The 13948-nt window shown below is 59.2% G+C and carries 15 protein-coding genes; 9 read left to right on the forward strand and 6 right to left on the reverse strand.

The genetic code is table 11. From position 1 onward, the window contains the following. Positions 1-61: 61 nt before the first annotated feature. From gstA to HF327_RS01230, 3 genes are all read right to left on the reverse strand, one after another. A complete protein-coding gene (gene gstA / locus HF327_RS01220; RefSeq protein ID WP_169106504.1) occupies positions 62-670 on the reverse strand; it encodes a glutathione transferase GstA in 609 nt (202 codons plus the stop codon). Between the two features lie 101 nt (positions 671-771). Then, complete coding sequence (locus HF327_RS01225) at positions 772-1176, reverse strand: BLUF domain-containing protein (protein ID WP_169106505.1); 405 nt, start codon at positions 1174-1176, stop codon at positions 772-774. A gap of 91 nt (positions 1177-1267) precedes the next feature. Further along, entirely contained in the window at positions 1268-1843 is a 576-nt protein-coding gene (locus HF327_RS01230; RefSeq protein WP_169106506.1) for an NADPH-dependent FMN reductase, read from the reverse strand. 245 nt (positions 1844-2088) lie between these two features. Here HF327_RS01230 and mnmG point away from each other — a divergent pair, with 245 nt between their 5' ends. From mnmG to HF327_RS01260, 6 genes are all read left to right on the forward strand, one after another. Continuing rightward, complete coding sequence (gene mnmG / locus HF327_RS01235) at positions 2089-4053, forward strand: tRNA uridine-5-carboxymethylaminomethyl(34) synthesis enzyme MnmG (protein ID WP_169106507.1); 1965 nt, start codon at positions 2089-2091, stop codon at positions 4051-4053. Then, the gene (gene rsmG / locus HF327_RS01240; RefSeq protein ID WP_169106508.1) at positions 4050-4709 is read left to right on the forward strand and encodes a 16S rRNA (guanine(527)-N(7))-methyltransferase RsmG; all 660 of its coding nucleotides are present in this window, start codon (positions 4050-4052) and stop codon (positions 4707-4709) included. Before mnmG ends, rsmG begins: the two co-directional genes overlap by 4 nt. A gap of 224 nt (positions 4710-4933) precedes the next feature. Further along, positions 4934-5545, forward strand: a complete 612-nt coding sequence (locus HF327_RS01245) for a LysE family translocator (protein ID WP_169106509.1) — start codon at positions 4934-4936, stop codon at positions 5543-5545. Positions 5546-5558: 13 nt separating this feature from the next. Then, positions 5559-6329, forward strand: coding sequence for a ParA family protein (locus HF327_RS01250; protein ID WP_169106510.1), 771 nt, complete (start codon positions 5559-5561; stop codon positions 6327-6329). A gap of 51 nt (positions 6330-6380) precedes the next feature. Continuing rightward, complete coding sequence (locus HF327_RS01255; protein WP_169106511.1) at positions 6381-6929, forward strand: RBBP9/YdeN family alpha/beta hydrolase; 549 nt, start codon at positions 6381-6383, stop codon at positions 6927-6929. A 15-nt stretch (positions 6930-6944) separates the two neighbouring features. After that, a complete protein-coding gene (locus HF327_RS01260) occupies positions 6945-7877 on the forward strand; it encodes a ParB/RepB/Spo0J family partition protein (protein ID WP_169106512.1) in 933 nt (310 codons plus the stop codon). Between the two features lie 66 nt (positions 7878-7943). Here HF327_RS01260 and HF327_RS01265 read toward each other — a convergent pair whose 3' ends face one another. From HF327_RS01265 to HF327_RS01275, 3 genes are all read right to left on the reverse strand, one after another. Beyond that, entirely contained in the window at positions 7944-8720 is a 777-nt protein-coding gene (locus HF327_RS01265) for a class II aldolase/adducin family protein (protein ID WP_169106513.1), read from the reverse strand. 257 nt (positions 8721-8977) lie between these two features. Then, positions 8978-10252, reverse strand: coding sequence for a M20/M25/M40 family metallo-hydrolase (locus HF327_RS01270; RefSeq protein WP_169106514.1), 1275 nt, complete (start codon positions 10250-10252; stop codon positions 8978-8980). A 159-nt stretch (positions 10253-10411) separates the two neighbouring features. Further along, positions 10412-11689 carry an MFS transporter gene (locus HF327_RS01275; protein WP_169106515.1) on the reverse strand — a complete coding sequence of 426 codons (1278 nt, stop codon included), beginning with the start codon at positions 11687-11689 and terminating at the stop codon, positions 10412-10414. Positions 11690-11766: 77 nt separating this feature from the next. Between HF327_RS01275 and HF327_RS01280 the strand changes: the two genes are divergently transcribed. The 3 genes from HF327_RS01280 to HF327_RS01290 all read left to right on the forward strand — a co-directional run bounded on the left by HF327_RS01280 (position 11767) and on the right by HF327_RS01290 (position 13911). Next, complete coding sequence (locus tag HF327_RS01280) at positions 11767-12648, forward strand: AraC family transcriptional regulator (RefSeq protein ID WP_169106673.1); 882 nt, start codon at positions 11767-11769, stop codon at positions 12646-12648. A gap of 118 nt (positions 12649-12766) precedes the next feature. Next, on the forward strand, positions 12767-13336 hold the full coding sequence (locus HF327_RS01285) for an RNA polymerase sigma factor (RefSeq protein WP_169106516.1): 570 nt from the start codon (positions 12767-12769) through the stop codon (positions 13334-13336). Continuing rightward, positions 13333-13911: a hypothetical protein gene (locus HF327_RS01290; protein ID WP_169106517.1), complete on the forward strand. Its 579-nt coding sequence runs from the start codon at positions 13333-13335 to the stop codon at positions 13909-13911. The genes HF327_RS01285 and HF327_RS01290 overlap by 4 nt, the downstream gene beginning before the upstream one ends. The last annotated feature ends 37 nt before the right edge of the window (positions 13912-13948 follow it).

Below are 13948 nucleotides of genomic sequence, written 5' to 3' on the forward strand. Positions count from 1 at the left end.
GGCTCCAGATGAAAAAAGCCCGAGAAATAATCGAGCTTTTTTGTGAACAGATGCAGAAAACTTACTTGATCAGGCCTTCGGCCTTCATGGCTGCCTGTACCGATGGGCGGGCCAGAATGCTCTCGCGGTAGGCGGCAAGATGCTTGAGGCTGGAGATGTCCAGACCCACAAATTGGGCCCAGCCTGTCACGGTAAACAGATAGGCATCGGCCACGGTGAACTGGTCACCCATCAGAAAGGATTTGTTGGCCAGTTGCTCATTGATCCAGTTCAGGCGCGTGAGCACATTGGCACGCACTGTGGGCTTGAAGTCTTCAGGAGTTGTCGGATTGAAGAGCGGGCTGAAAGCCTTGTGCACCTCGGTGCTGATGAGGTTCAGCCACTCCTGCAAGTGGTAGCGCGCCATGGTGCCATTGGCGGGTGCTAGGTTCTTTTCGGGGACCAGATCCGCAAGGTACTGCACGATAGCGGGACCTTCGTGCAAGGTGTCTCCGTTATCCAGCACCAGAAAGGGCACATAGCCCAGAGGATTGATGCTGTAGTAGTCAGTGCCATCCTGGAGCTTGTGGCTCTTGGTGCTGACCATCACGGTCTCATGCTGCAGGCCTGCTTCATGCAGCACGATGTGCGGAGACATTGAGCAGGCGCCGGGGCTGTAGTAAAGCTTCATGGTGAGTGGCTTTCGTTCAGTTGAAAAGACAAGCCGCCATGCTAAACCGGATACGCTTGAGCGACATGCAAGAGGCTGACAGTGATCCGTCTCCAGGTGGGTCAACAAAGATCCAGACTGGGCAAGAGATCGTTCAGGTAAAGCAAGGCGTCGTTGCCATTGGCTGTGGACATCTGCGCCAGAGATATTTCCTCATCCACTTCGGCATATGCGATGGACCAGCCTTTGAATTTGCGCTCTCCATGCATGGGGCCGTGCAGCTGTAGCTTTACATCCTTGTGTCGCTGATCTTTTTTGATGCTGGTCAGTACATCATTCAGTTCTTGTGCCGGGCCTTCCAGGTACTGGCAAAAACGGGAACCATCGAAAATCAGAATGCCGGTCAGTCCTAAATGCTGGTTCTTTTCCCGCGAAGTGCGAACGATGTCGCCCACGCACTCAGCAGACTGGGTCGGATCGAAAACACTGCAGTACAGAAATGCGTGAAGTGCGGAGGGTATAGACACGGTCAATCTTGATAGAGGCTGATATGGCGTGATCGTAGAGGATGAAACCCATTGATTGGGTAAAAAGTGTTCCGCGATTATCAGTTTGCCCTTATTGAAACCGTCGTGCTGCCCATAGAACTTGCTCCACCAAGGCCTGCATGGCCTGTTGATCTTGGCTGCGCTGCAGTTGGTTTTGCATATCAAATGCATCAGCAGCATGCGCCACGGCATGGCAGCGCGGTGTAACCCAGCACTGCAGATTCAATAGCAATGGGGCGAGGTGTGACTGGGCGCGCAGTCCACCCATGCCTCCAGGCGAAGCACTGGCCATGCCCACTACTTTGTTGCGAAAGGGCAGAGTGCCGTCAGACCACAGGGCATCGCCCTTCACGGGGCTGGACGCCCAGTCGATGGCATTTTTAAGCAGAGCAGGATAGCTGCCGTTGTACTCAGGGCTGCAGATAATCCAGGCCGCATGGCTGTGCATGGCCTGCTTGAGCCGGATGACATCGGCAGGTGTGCCGCGCGCTTCAAGATCAGCGTTGTAGAGCGGAATATCGAAGTCCGCAAGTTCCAGCAAGGTAGCTTGTGCACCTTGCTGCTCTGCAATGGCCGCCGCCGCCTTGGCCAGCTTGCGGTTGTACGATTCCTGGCGGGTACTTCCCGCAAAAATGAGGATGTTCATGCTGTCATTGCAGCACAGGGCAAGCGCATTTTTCCTTCAAAAATATGCCTCTCAGGGCAAACGCCAGGTTTCACGTGAAACACCTGCCTCAACCCTTGCCTAGGCATTGTTGCGTCAATGGTGGGAAAATTGCGGGTTCCCCGCAGGGCAGAACATGAGGTGAACACCTGTCTGCCTGCCATGAGAGCCGAGGCATGGTTGCTTCGTGCAGGGGCAAGGGCCGGGCGAGGCCCCGGAGCAAGAACATGTTGTACCCACAGGAATTTGATGTGATCGTGGTCGGTGGCGGCCATGCCGGCACCGAGGCTGCGCTGGCCGCTGCGCGTATGGGCAGCAAAACATTGCTGCTGACCCACAATATCGAAACCCTGGGGCAGATGAGCTGCAACCCCAGCATCGGCGGTATTGGCAAGGGTCATCTGGTCAAAGAGGTTGATGCGCTGGGCGGTGCCATGGCACTGGCCACTGACAAGGGCGGTATTCAGTTCCGTATCCTGAACAGCTCCAAAGGTCCCGCTGTACGTGCCACACGTGCTCAGGCTGACCGTATTTTGTATAAGGCAGCCATTCGCGAGATTCTGGAGAACCAGCCTAATCTCTGGCTGTTTCAGCAGGCCGTTGATGACCTGATGGTTGAGGGTGACCGTGTAGTCGGTGCCGTGACTCAGGTAGGCCTCAAGTTCCGCAGCCGCACCGTGGTGCTGACGGCTGGGACTTTCCTTGACGGCAAGATTCACGTGGGTCTGAACAATTACGCGGCTGGTCGTGCTGGTGATCCTCCCGCAGTGTCACTGTCTGCTCGCTTGAAGGAGCTGAAGCTGCCCCAGGGCCGCCTCAAGACCGGCACGCCTCCTCGCATTGATGGTCGCTCCATCGACTTCAGCCAGTGTGACGAGCAACCAGGTGACGGCATGCCCGGAGGTGTGAACGAGGGTGAAGTGCCCGTGTTCAGCTTCATGGGCAACCGCGCCATGCATCCCAAACAGATGTCCTGCTGGATCACGCATACCAATGCACGCACCCACGAGATCATTCGCAGCGGCTTTGATCGCAGCCCCATGTTCACCGGCAAGATCGAGGGCGTGGGCCCACGCTACTGCCCTAGCGTGGAAGACAAAATCAACCGCTTTGCCGACAAGGAAAGCCACCAGATTTTTCTGGAACCCGAAGGACTGACTACCAACGAGTTCTATCCCAACGGCATCTCCACCAGCCTGCCATTCGACATTCAGTACGAACTGGTGCGCAGCATGAAGGGCATGGAGAACGCGCACATCTTGCGACCTGGTTACGCCATCGAGTACGACTACTTTGACCCTCGCTCGCTCAAGAGCAGCTTTGAGACCAAGCAGATTCAGGGCCTGTTTTTTGCGGGCCAGATCAATGGCACGACTGGCTATGAAGAGGCAGCAGCACAAGGTTTGTTTGCCGGGCTGAACGCCGCGCTGCAATGTCGTGGTGAAGGTCCATGGATGCCCGGGCGTGATGAAGCCTATCTGGGTGTTCTGGTCGATGACCTGATTACCAAGGGGGTGAACGAGCCCTACCGCATGTTCACCAGCCGCGCAGAGTTCCGTCTGCAACTGCGCGAAGACAATGCCGATATGCGTTTGACCGAAGTTGGCCGTCAGATGGGTCTGGTCGACGACGCGCGCTGGGACTCCTTCAGCCGCAAGCGCGATGCTGTTTCACGTGAAACAGAGCGCCTCAAGTCCACCTGGGTGAACCCCCGCGTGGTCTCGGCCGAAGAGGCTGAGCGCGTGCTGGGTAAGGCCATGGAGCGCGAATACAACCTGTTTGATCTGCTGCGTCGCCCCGGTGTCGATTACGAAAAGCTCGCCAGCATGAACGAAGGCAAGTTCGCAACTGCCTCTGTACAGCCTGAAGCGCTGGGTGAGTTGAGTGCTTCGGTCATTGAGCAGGTGGAGATTGCGGCCAAGTACTCCGGCTATATCGATCGCCAAAAAGATGAGGTGGAGCGTGCTGCGCATTTTGAGCGTCTGCGCCTGCCTGCGGACTTTGACTACATGTCGGTCTCAGCCCTGTCTTTTGAAGTCCGTCAGACACTGCAAAAACATCGCCCTGAAACACTGGGACAGGCATCCCGCATGTCCGGAGTGACACCTGCGGCCATCTCGCTGCTCCTGGTCCACCTCAAAAAAGGCGGCTTCAAGGGCTTTGCGGCACAGAATGAAGAGGCATCGGCATGAGCCAAGCATTGCGTACCCAACTCGAACAAGGCATTCAGGCGCTGAAGCTGGAGCTGGCTCCGGCACAGGTTGATCTGCTCATGTCCTTCATGGATCTGCTGCAGAAGTGGAACAAGGTCTACAACCTGACCTCGGTGCGTGACCCGCAGGAAATGCTGACGCATCATTTGCTCGACAGTCTGGCTGCTGTCCCCGCTCTGCTGCGCCATGTGAATACGCTGCCGGTAGAAGAGGGCAAACGACTGCCTTTGCTGGACGTTGGTTCGGGCGGTGGCTTACCCGGCGTGGTATTTGCCATCTGCTGCCCGCAGATCAATGTGAACTGTGTGGACACAGTGGGCAAGAAAGCGGCCTTCATTCAGCAAGTGGCGGCATCGCTGCGCTTGCCCAATCTGCACGGCATTCATGACCGAGTGGAAAACCTCAAGACCCAGTACCCTGTCATTAGCTGCCGCGCGTTTGCATCTCTGGTGGACTTCACCACCTGGTCGCGCAAGGCACTGGCCGACGGCGGCATCTGGTTTGCCATGAAGGCCAAACACCCCGATGAAGAGATTGCAGCCCTGCCTGCCGACGTGCAGGTGTTTCACGTGGAACCTTTGCAAGTTCCTGGCTTGGATGTCGAGCGCTGCGTGATCTGGATGAAAATCAAGTAACCGCCCCGAGCGGCTGTGCCGCTTGTCCCTGAGAGGGAGGTGATTTCTTCGCCGCCGAGCGGCCTTTGCTCGGCGTCCCTGATCTGGGGCGATAGCGTGTCAGTCGCAGACAGGCGGCCGCAAAATGGTTTTTTACACACTGAAGCAAGCAACCTATGTGCAATGCAGATGCGTTAGTGATGGCCCTCGCATAAACTTGCTGTTTTCCATCGCGCAGGGTTTGAATGTTTGGCATCTCTGATTACGGCGCTTTTGCTGCGGCCGTCACCGTTTTCTTGCTGATACCAGGACCCGGTAATCTGGCGTTGATTACCTCCACAGGCAAGGGCGGATGGCGGGGCGGTATCGCATGCTGTCTGGGTGTGATGGCGGCCGATCAGGTGTTGATGTGGCTGGCCGTTGCCGGTGTGGCGGCAGTGCTGGCGGCCTATCCTGCGGCGTTCAATGCGGTGCAATGGGTAGGGGCAGCTTATTTGGCCTGGCTAGGCTACAAGCTGCTGACGGCCAAGCCCGGTGATACGCCGGCTATTGATATTCAGCCGCGCCAGTATTTTCGCCAGGGTGCGCTGATCACCTTGATGAACCCCAAGGCCATCGTGTTCTACATGGCATTTTTTCCCATGTTTGTGGACCCCACAAAGCATCAGGGTGTCGTCACCTTTGGCGTGATGGCTGCCACGGTTGCAGTGATTACGTTGATTTACAGCATCATCGTGGTGACGCTGACGAAGGTGCTGGCAGAGCGTTTGCGAGCCAACCCTGCGGTGGTGAAGTGGCTGGAAAAAACAGCCGGAGTGTTTCTGATCGGTTTTGGCCTCAAGCTGGCCGCCAACTAAAAAGAGAAGTTCAATGGCCAAAATTTTCTGCGTTGCCAATCAAAAGGGTGGAGTGGGCAAGACCACCACCACGGTCAATCTTGCCGCTGGCTTGGCCAAAGTCGGCCAGCGTGTGCTGTTGATTGACCTGGACCCGCAGGGCAATGCCACTATGGGGTCAGGCGTGGACAAGCGCGCACTGGAGCTGACGGTTTATGACGTGCTGCTGGAAAACGCCAGCATCAAGGAAGTGGCGATCCGATCCGAGCAGGTGGGCTATGACGTGCTGGGCGCCAACCGCGAGCTATCGGGTGCCGAGATTGAACTGGTGTCGCTGGAGCGCCGCAACGACCGCCTCAGGACCGCGCTGCAAAGCGTGAACGCCGATTACGACTTTGTTTTGATCGACTGCCCGCCTTCGCTGTCCATGCTGACCTTGAACGGGCTGTGCTCTGCCCATGGCGTAATCGTGCCCATGCAGTGTGAATACTTTGCGCTGGAAGGCCTGACTGATCTGGTCAACACCATCAAGCAGGTGCATGCCAATATGAATCCTGATCTGGAGATCATCGGCCTGCTGCGCGTGATGTTCGACCCGCGCACCACGCTGCAGCAGCAGGTCAGTGACCAGCTCAAGGAACACTTTGGCGACAAGGTGTTCGACACCGTGATTCCGCGCAATGTGCGCCTGGCCGAAGCACCCAGCTACGGCCTGCCCGGCGTGGTGTTCGATGCATCGGCCAAGGGCAGCAAGGCCTTTGTCGAGTTTGCGGAAGAAATGGTGCATCGCATCAAGAAGAAGTGATGTTTCACGTGAAACAGCTTTCAACCCCATACCAATCAAGCGCTTGCAGCTATGACATCTGAAGCATTGAATCCGCAGGATGTCTGGCTACTGCCCGGCTGGCAGAACTCGGACGCAGGCCACTGGCAAAGCCTGTGGCAGCAGCAGTTCGGCTATCAAAGGCTGGAGCAGCACAACTGGCAGCACCCACTGCGCGGTGACTGGAGCATTCGCCTGCAAGAGACCGTGCTCGATGCCCCGGGTCCTGTAACCCTGGTTGCACACAGCCTGGGCTGCATCTTGGTGGAATGGTGGGCGGCGCATTCTCAGGTCGCGAAGACCAAGGTGCGCGGCGCTTTGCTGGTAGCCCCCGTCGATACGGAACTGGAAAGCCTGCGCGGCGCGTTGCCAAGCTGGTCACCCGTGCTGCTGCACAAGTTGCCCTTCCCGTCGATACTGGTGGGTAGCGAGAACGACCCGAATTGCTCTCTGGCGCGTGCGCAGGCCATGGCCGATGGCTGGGGCAGCCGCTTTGTGAATGCAGGTGCTGCGGGCCATATCAACACCGCCAGCGGATTAGGACTCTGGGATGACGGCCTTGCGCTGCTCAAGACCCTTTAAGGAAAGATTTCAGCAATGGTGACTAAGAAACCCAAGGGCCTGGGACGTGGTCTGGAAGCCCTGCTGGGCCCCAAGGTCAGCGAAAAAGAAGCAACGACGACTTCCAGTACTGCTGCAGCTAATTTGCCCAGCACGCTGGCGCTCAATGTGATGGTAGCCGGCCAGTACCAGCCGCGCACGCGCATGGACGAGGGTGCGCTGTATGAACTGGCCGAAAGCATCAAGGTACAGGGCATCATGCAGCCCATTCTGGTGCGCCAGCTCGACAAGGGCGAACATTCGGGCAAGTACGAAATCATTGCCGGTGAGCGCCGTTTCCGTGCCGCACATATCGCGGGTCTGAGCGAGGTGCCGGTGCTGGTGCGCGAGGTGCCCGATGAAGCCGCCGCTGCCATGGCGTTGATCGAGAACATTCAGCGCGAAGACCTGAACCCGCTGGAAGAGGCGCAAGGCCTGGCTCGCCTAGTCAAGGAGTTTGGCCTGACCCATGAGCAAACTGCACAGGCTGTGGGCCGCTCGCGCAGTGCTGCCACCAACCTGCTGCGCTTGCTGAATCTGGCAGAACCCGTGCAGACCATGTTGATGGCGGGTGATATCGACATGGGCCACGCCCGTGCGCTGCTGGCGCTGGACCGCGCCACGCAGATCACGGCGGGCAACCAGATTGCCGCCAAGAAAATGTCGGTGCGCGAGGCGGAATCGCTGGTAAAAAAGATCTCTGCCGAGTTCAATCTCACGCGCCAGAAGGTCAAGAAAGACGGCAAATCACGCGACGTAAAACGCATCGAAGAAGAGCTGTCTGACCTGCTGACTGCCGATGTGGAAGTGCGCATCAAGAAGACCGTGCGCCGCCAGGGCAAGCTGCATGAAATGGGCGAAATTGCCATTCAATTTGGCTCGCTGGAAGAGCTGAACGGCATTATCGAAAAGCTGCGCGGCGAAGTCTGACTGGGGCTTAAAAAATAAAAAAAGAGCATCCTCACGGATGCTCTTTTTGCATTCAGCAGCTGCGTCTTAACAGCTGTAGCCGGGGTCCATCTTATGGAGTTTGCGCAGCAGGGCAGGCCACGCAAACTGGCCGCCCAGCCCACCGGTTTGGACTTTCATCGCATGGGCCACACCTTCAATGATTGGTGGATGAACCTGCGTCAGTTCACCACCACCAGACTGGGCCGCAATTTGAATCTGGCAGGCGGATTCAAACACGTACATCGAGAGAAATGCATCGGCAATCGTGCTGCCGCAGACCAGCAAGCCGTGGTTGCGCAGCATGAGGAAATTGGCCATGCCCATGTCTGCGACCAGCCTGGGCTTTTCCTCCTCGCGGAAGGCCACGCCTTCATAGCCGTGATAGGCCAGCGAGCCCAGCACAAACGTGCTTTGCTGGCTGATAGGCAGCAGACCATTTTTCTGCGCCGCGACGGCTACGCCGGCACGCGTGTGGGTGTGAATCACGTATTGCGCATCGGCCCGCGCCTCATGCACGGCGCTGTGAATGACGAAGCCCGCAGGGTTTACGGGGAAGGGCGAGTCCATGAGTTTGTTGCAGTCCAGGTCCACCTTGATGAGTGATGAGGCCGTGATCTCATCAAACATCAGCCCGTAGGGGTTGATGAGAAAGTGGTGCTCAGGTCCCGGCAGCCTGGCGCTGATATGGGTGAAGACCAGATCGCTCCAGCCATACAGCGCCACCAGCCGGTAACAGGCCGCGAGGTCCACGCGCAGTTGCCACTCCTCGGGGCTGACCAGATGCTGCACGCTGGGGATGTTCAGGCTGGGTGCGGATGTCATGGCGGCTCTCTTTCATCATTGATGCCTTGAATGTAGAGACTCGCCGGGCTGCAGTCTGTTGGCTAGGTGACAGAAGCGGTAATGAGGCGACTGACACTCGGCCTGGGGCGCAGGAATCAGAGCGCGGCAGTTTTCAGCCACTGTGCATTGCGCCCGCCCATAAAAAAGGAGCTTGCAGTGCAAGCTCCTTAGGATTTTGAGATCGCTTTAGGCTTGAAATCAATACAAATCAAGCACTGATTGCTATCAAAAAAGACTCACTTGATCTGGCCTTGCGACAGGTCCTGAATCATGCGCGCTGCGAGATACAGACGAGGGGCGATGGTGCTGATCTGCACATATTCGGCATCGTTGGAGTGCGCGCCGTAACCTGACAGGCCAAAGCCTTCAATCACACCGCCCTTGGCCTTGAGTGCGGCAAAGGCTGCATCTGTGCCGCCGCCGGTGGCCTTGTCCATGACCTTCATGGGCAGCTGCAGTTCCTTGTCGTAAATGCCTTGTGCGTGCTTGGCCAGCTTGAGCGCGACGGCATTGGCCTCCAGCGGTGGGCGGCGCACTTCAAACTTCAGCTCCACCTTGCTGGCGGGCAGCAGCTTGTGGCTGATCTTCTCGCGCATGGCCTTTTCCAGCGCGCCAAAGTCTTCGACGCGCAGTGCGCGGGCATCGGCCTGAGCGGTGGCTTCTGCGGGGACCACATTGCGATTGGTGCCGGCTTTGGAGACGGTCCAGTTCAGCTTGAGCCCTTGTTCGGGCTTGGACAGGTCCTTCATCTGCAGGATCTGGTGCGAGATTTCGTAAAGAGAATTCACGCCGTCTTCGGGCTTGGCACCTGCGTGCGACGCCTTGCCAATCACCTTCAGATAGGCCGAGCCAATGCCGCTGGTGGCCAGACGCAGGCTGCCGTCGGTGCCGCCGCCTTCAAAGCTGAACACGGCATCTTGTTCAGCACCCAGTCGCGTGATGGTGTTGCGTGCGCCGGGCGAGCTGATTTCTTCATCGCCGTTGATCAGCACGGTCAGCGTGCCGTAGTTGTCTATGCCCAGTTTCTTGAGCAGCGGGGCGATATGCATGATCAGCGCCACGCCTTGTTTGTCGTCGGCAATGCCCAGGCCGTAGGCCTTGTCGCCGTCAACGCGAAACGGCTGGTCTTTGAGCATGCCGGGCAGATAGACCGTGTCCATGTGCGCAATCAGCATGATGCGGCTGGTGCCCTTGCCCTTGAATTCGGCGTGCACCATGGGGCCGACTTTCTCGGGTGTGTCATCCAGTCGGTAGATGTCGGTGGGCTCGATCACCTCGGCCTTGGCTCCCTGTGCGCGCAGCTTGCCGGCGATGTATTCAGCAATCTTTTTCACGCCTTCCACATCCTTGCTGCCAGACTCGATGTGCACCAGATCACGCAGCGTATCCAGATAGGGTTGCTGCTCTTTTTTGGCCTGCTCCAGTAGCTCGGCCTGAGGTGCGGCGTGGGCTGCACCAAAGGCCAGTACAAGCGCCAGAGGCAGGGTGCGCAGCAAGGGGGAAGAGGGCATGAAAAGTCTCCTGAGGTCTATGAATAGTGCGAATCAGCTTAGCAGCCGATTAGCGTGTTTTGAGAAGTTGCGTACTGGGATATACGCTAGGCAGGACGGGTGCAAAAAAGCCCTGCAGCGTTCGCGTACAGGGCTTGTGGGATGCACCGGACCGGTCAATCAGGCTGCGGGTGCCAGAGCGGCCTTGCTTTTTTTGCTGATGCCATCACCCACGATGACGGCTGAGACCACGGACAGCATCAGCGCAATGGCCGAGCCGTAGAACACGGCGTTGGTCATTTGATGGTCAAGCATGTAGCCAAACACCGGGGCGGCCAGACAGAAGCCCAGATCCAGACCCGAATACACCGTGCCATAGACGCGGCCTGTCGCACCGGGGGGCGCTGCGCGCTTGATGAGCATGTCTCGTGATGGGCCTGCAAGGCCGGTGCCCAGACCCGCCAGCGATGCGACCACCACGGCCACCATGGCGGGCAGCCAGCCCGTGCCGACGATGAACAGCAGCAGGCCTGAGCCCAGCATGCAGACCGAGATCACCGTCTCCAGTCGCTTCACGCGGCCCACCAGAAAGCCGCCAACCACCATGCCGGCTGCGCCGCAGAGCATGTAACCGGTGACGATCAGTGCTGTGACCGACAGCGGCAGGCCGTACATGGACTGCATGGCGGGGCTGGCAAAGGTCTGGATGGCGCTGAGCGCGCAGGTGCTCCAGAAGAAGAAGGAGAAGCACAGCCACACCGATGGCAGCTTCATGAAGGCCATGGGGTGCTCTTGCGGGGCCGCAACGGCGGCGGCGGGCTTGTCTGCGGTTTTGATGGCGTCAGCGCGGTCATCCAGTGCATCGCGGTTGATCACCATGATGACCAGCACCACCAGTGCCCACATGGCACCGCAGAAGCAGGCCGTGCGCCAGGAGCCTGTGGCGGTGGTGATGCCCGCCATGAACAGCGGTGCCAGTGCCCAGCCGATATTGCCCGACAGCCCGTGTACCGAGAAGGCATGGCCGATGCGCTGCTGCGATACGCGCTTGTTCAGAATGGTGAAGTCCACCGGGTGGAAGGGCGCGTTGCCCAGACCCGCAAAGAACGACGCGGCCAGCAGCATGGCATAGCCCTGTGCCGTGCTGGCGATCAGACCCGCGACCGTGAAACTGCCCAGCGCGGCAAACAGAATGGGGCGCGCGCCAAAGCGGTCTACCGCAAAGCCGGCCAGCGCCTGCCCGGTGCCCGAGACAATGAAGAACAGCGAGACCAGCACGCTGAGTTCTGAATAGCTATAGCCAAAATCCTTGATCAGCCATGGGAACAGCGGTGGCAGCAGCAGGTGAAAGAAGTGCGAGGAGCCGTGAGCAAGGCCGATGAGGCCAATCGTGCGCGCATCGCTGCGCAGCGTCTCTGGCGCCTGGTTTTGAGGTGTTGTCGAGGCAGGGCGGGTCATGTGTCGCATCTTAGGTAGAAGGCTTGCGTCTTGTATGCGATAGTCTGCCAATTGCTATCGCAGGTAAGCCAACCATGATGACCAGCCTTCAAGCACCCGAGCCGCTGCGTGCGGGCAAAGCCACCGCCTATGTGGAGACGCTGACACCGCATCTCTATGTGCCAACGGCAGAACGCCCGGTGCGTGCCAAATGCCGCTGGCTGGAGGCGGACACCCAGGTCAAGCCGCATCGCCACCCCTGGGGGCAACTGGCCATCTCCACCACAGGCACCATCCGGCTCACGGTGGCGCAAGGCACATACATCGTGCCGCCATCACGTGCGCTATGGGTGCCGCCTGGCATAGAGCATGCGGTGACCATGGTGGAAAGCGCCGATCTGCGCACCCTGTACTTTTTCCAGACCCATGGCCGCTGCGGCCCGGATGTGGGGCCGGAGGAAGAAACCGCCTGGCGGCAATGCCGGGTGCTCAATGCCTCAGAGCTGCTGCGCGCCGTGGTGCGCGAGCTGCCCACGGTGCCCGATGACAGCCTGAACCTGTCTGAGCAGGACAAGGCGCGCGAGCACCATTTGAGCGAGCTGCTGCTCGATGAACTGCGCCGCGCCAGCGCCGTGCAACTGGGCGTGAACCTGCCGCAGGACAAGCGCCTGCGCCTGCTGTGCGAGGCCGTGCTGGAAGACCCCACGCGCTTTGAGACGCTGGAAGACTGGGCACGTGATACAGGAGCCAGTCCGCGCACCGTGGCGCGTCTGTTCCGTCAGCAGCTGGAGTGCAGTTTTACCCAGTGGCGTCAACAGGTGGTGCTGGCCCATGCCGTGAGTCTGGCGGCGCGCAACTGGCCGATTCAGCGCATCGCGGCCGAGCTGGACTACAGCCCCAGCGCCTTCAGCGCGATGGTGCGCCGCACGGTGGGTATGCCGCCTGCCCAGTTCTTTGGCATGCATACGCAAAAGTTATAGCTGCTTGCGCTTGATAGAGCTGGGCTGGAAGTCTTTTTGAGATGAATTCCTGTGCCGCAGCTCAAAAATATTTGCAGCGGCATGGAATGAAAGCGGCGGCCGTGCGCTCATTAGCACCATGATCTTCTCCGCCGAGTCGCGCTACAACCAGTGGGTACGCGAGCATTACCGCTTTTTGCTGCGCAGCGCCTGGGCGCTGACGGGCTCGCGCGCCACGGCCGAAGACGTGGTGCAGGACTGCTTCACCAGCGCATGGCGCTTCAGGCACCAGCTGCGTGACCAGAGCATGGCCCGTGCCTGGTTGTTCCAGATCATGCGTCGCCACGCCTTTCGCCACTTTGATCCTGCGCAACTGAGGGCCCAGCCGCTGGATGAGTCGAACGAAGAAAGCGTCAACCACCACGATGCGCTGGATGCGCAGCTGGACGTGGTCAAGGCCTTGTCTCGCATCGCTCCCATTCACCGTGAAGTGCTGGTGCTTTACTACTTTGACGACATGCCCACGGCGCTGATGGCCGAGGCGCTGGATATTGCCCCAGGTACCGTGCTCTCGCGTCTGGCAAGGGCGCGTGATGCGCTCAAAGCCGCGCTGCAAGAGCCTGCGCGCGCTGCCGTTCCCCGCCATGACGATTCTTCTTCCGCCTCCGCTGCGGCCAGCGTGATTCCGCTGAGAAAGCGCACACCATGAAACACCAAGATCGTCCCGACGACTCCGCCTTTGACCTGCGTGCCCGAGCCGAGCTGGCGCTGGCCTTCGAGCCCGGTGAGGCCCCTGCGCACCTGCTGCGCCACACCCCGTGGTACTCGCACAGCGGCGTGAAGCGCATGCTTGCGGCGCTGCTGGTGGGGGGGACTGTCACTGGTGGCGTGTTTGCCATGCGCCCGCCGGAGATGGTGCGCTCGGCCATTGAGCATGAGTACTACGAGCGCACGCTGCGCGGCCAGTTCATCCCAGAGGCCGAGATCGCCAGACACATGGACTGGCCTGCAGACCAGAAGCTGCCCGGCTACACCCAGCTGATGCGCCCCTGCGATATCGATGGCAGCCGGGCGTACCACCTGACGACCTTCTTTGAAAAAGGCGGCATCGTCACCGTACTGGCCTTTGAGCAACCCCCGCAGCTTGCCGACGGGCAGGGCTGGTGGGCCAACACCTACTGGCAGGTAGTGCGCTCGCGCGAGGGCCGACCGCTGGTGCTGATTGCCCAGAAAAAGCAGGCGCTGGCCGTGGCATCGCGCGCGCTGGGACAGGCCGATAGCTGAGCCGTATTCATTCGCCCCACTCTTAACCATAAGCACC

This window comes from Comamonas suwonensis, assembly GCF_012844455.2.
Classification (GTDB): domain Bacteria; phylum Pseudomonadota; class Gammaproteobacteria; order Burkholderiales; family Burkholderiaceae_C; genus Comamonas; species Comamonas suwonensis.

What these genes read in the sequence shown, in the direction of transcription:
- gstA (WP_169106504.1), bottom strand. Translation starts at nt 670, where the DNA reads ATGAAGCTTTACTACAGCCCCGGCGCCTGCTCAATGTCTCCGCACATC.
- HF327_RS01230 (WP_169106506.1), bottom strand. Translation starts at nt 1,843, where the DNA reads ATGAACATCCTCATTTTTGCGGGAAGTACCCGCCAGGAATCGTACAAC.
- mnmG (WP_169106507.1), top strand. Translation starts at nt 2,089, where the DNA reads ATGTTGTACCCACAGGAATTTGATGTGATCGTGGTCGGTGGCGGCCAT.
- rsmG (WP_169106508.1), top strand. Translation starts at nt 4,050, where the DNA reads ATGAGCCAAGCATTGCGTACCCAACTCGAACAAGGCATTCAGGCGCTG.
- HF327_RS01245 (WP_169106509.1), top strand. Translation starts at nt 4,934, where the DNA reads ATGTTTGGCATCTCTGATTACGGCGCTTTTGCTGCGGCCGTCACCGTT.
- HF327_RS01250 (WP_169106510.1), top strand. Translation starts at nt 5,559, where the DNA reads ATGGCCAAAATTTTCTGCGTTGCCAATCAAAAGGGTGGAGTGGGCAAG.
- HF327_RS01255 (WP_169106511.1), top strand. Translation starts at nt 6,381, where the DNA reads ATGACATCTGAAGCATTGAATCCGCAGGATGTCTGGCTACTGCCCGGC.
- HF327_RS01260 (WP_169106512.1), top strand. Translation starts at nt 6,945, where the DNA reads ATGGTGACTAAGAAACCCAAGGGCCTGGGACGTGGTCTGGAAGCCCTG.
- HF327_RS01265 (WP_169106513.1), bottom strand. Translation starts at nt 8,720, where the DNA reads ATGACATCCGCACCCAGCCTGAACATCCCCAGCGTGCAGCATCTGGTC.
- HF327_RS01270 (WP_169106514.1), bottom strand. Translation starts at nt 10,252, where the DNA reads ATGCCCTCTTCCCCCTTGCTGCGCACCCTGCCTCTGGCGCTTGTACTG.
- HF327_RS01275 (WP_169106515.1), bottom strand. Translation starts at nt 11,689, where the DNA reads ATGACCCGCCCTGCCTCGACAACACCTCAAAACCAGGCGCCAGAGACG.
- HF327_RS01280 (WP_169106673.1), top strand. Translation starts at nt 11,767, where the DNA reads ATGACCAGCCTTCAAGCACCCGAGCCGCTGCGTGCGGGCAAAGCCACC.
- HF327_RS01285 (WP_169106516.1), top strand. Translation starts at nt 12,767, where the DNA reads ATGATCTTCTCCGCCGAGTCGCGCTACAACCAGTGGGTACGCGAGCAT.
- HF327_RS01290 (WP_169106517.1), top strand. Translation starts at nt 13,333, where the DNA reads ATGAAACACCAAGATCGTCCCGACGACTCCGCCTTTGACCTGCGTGCC.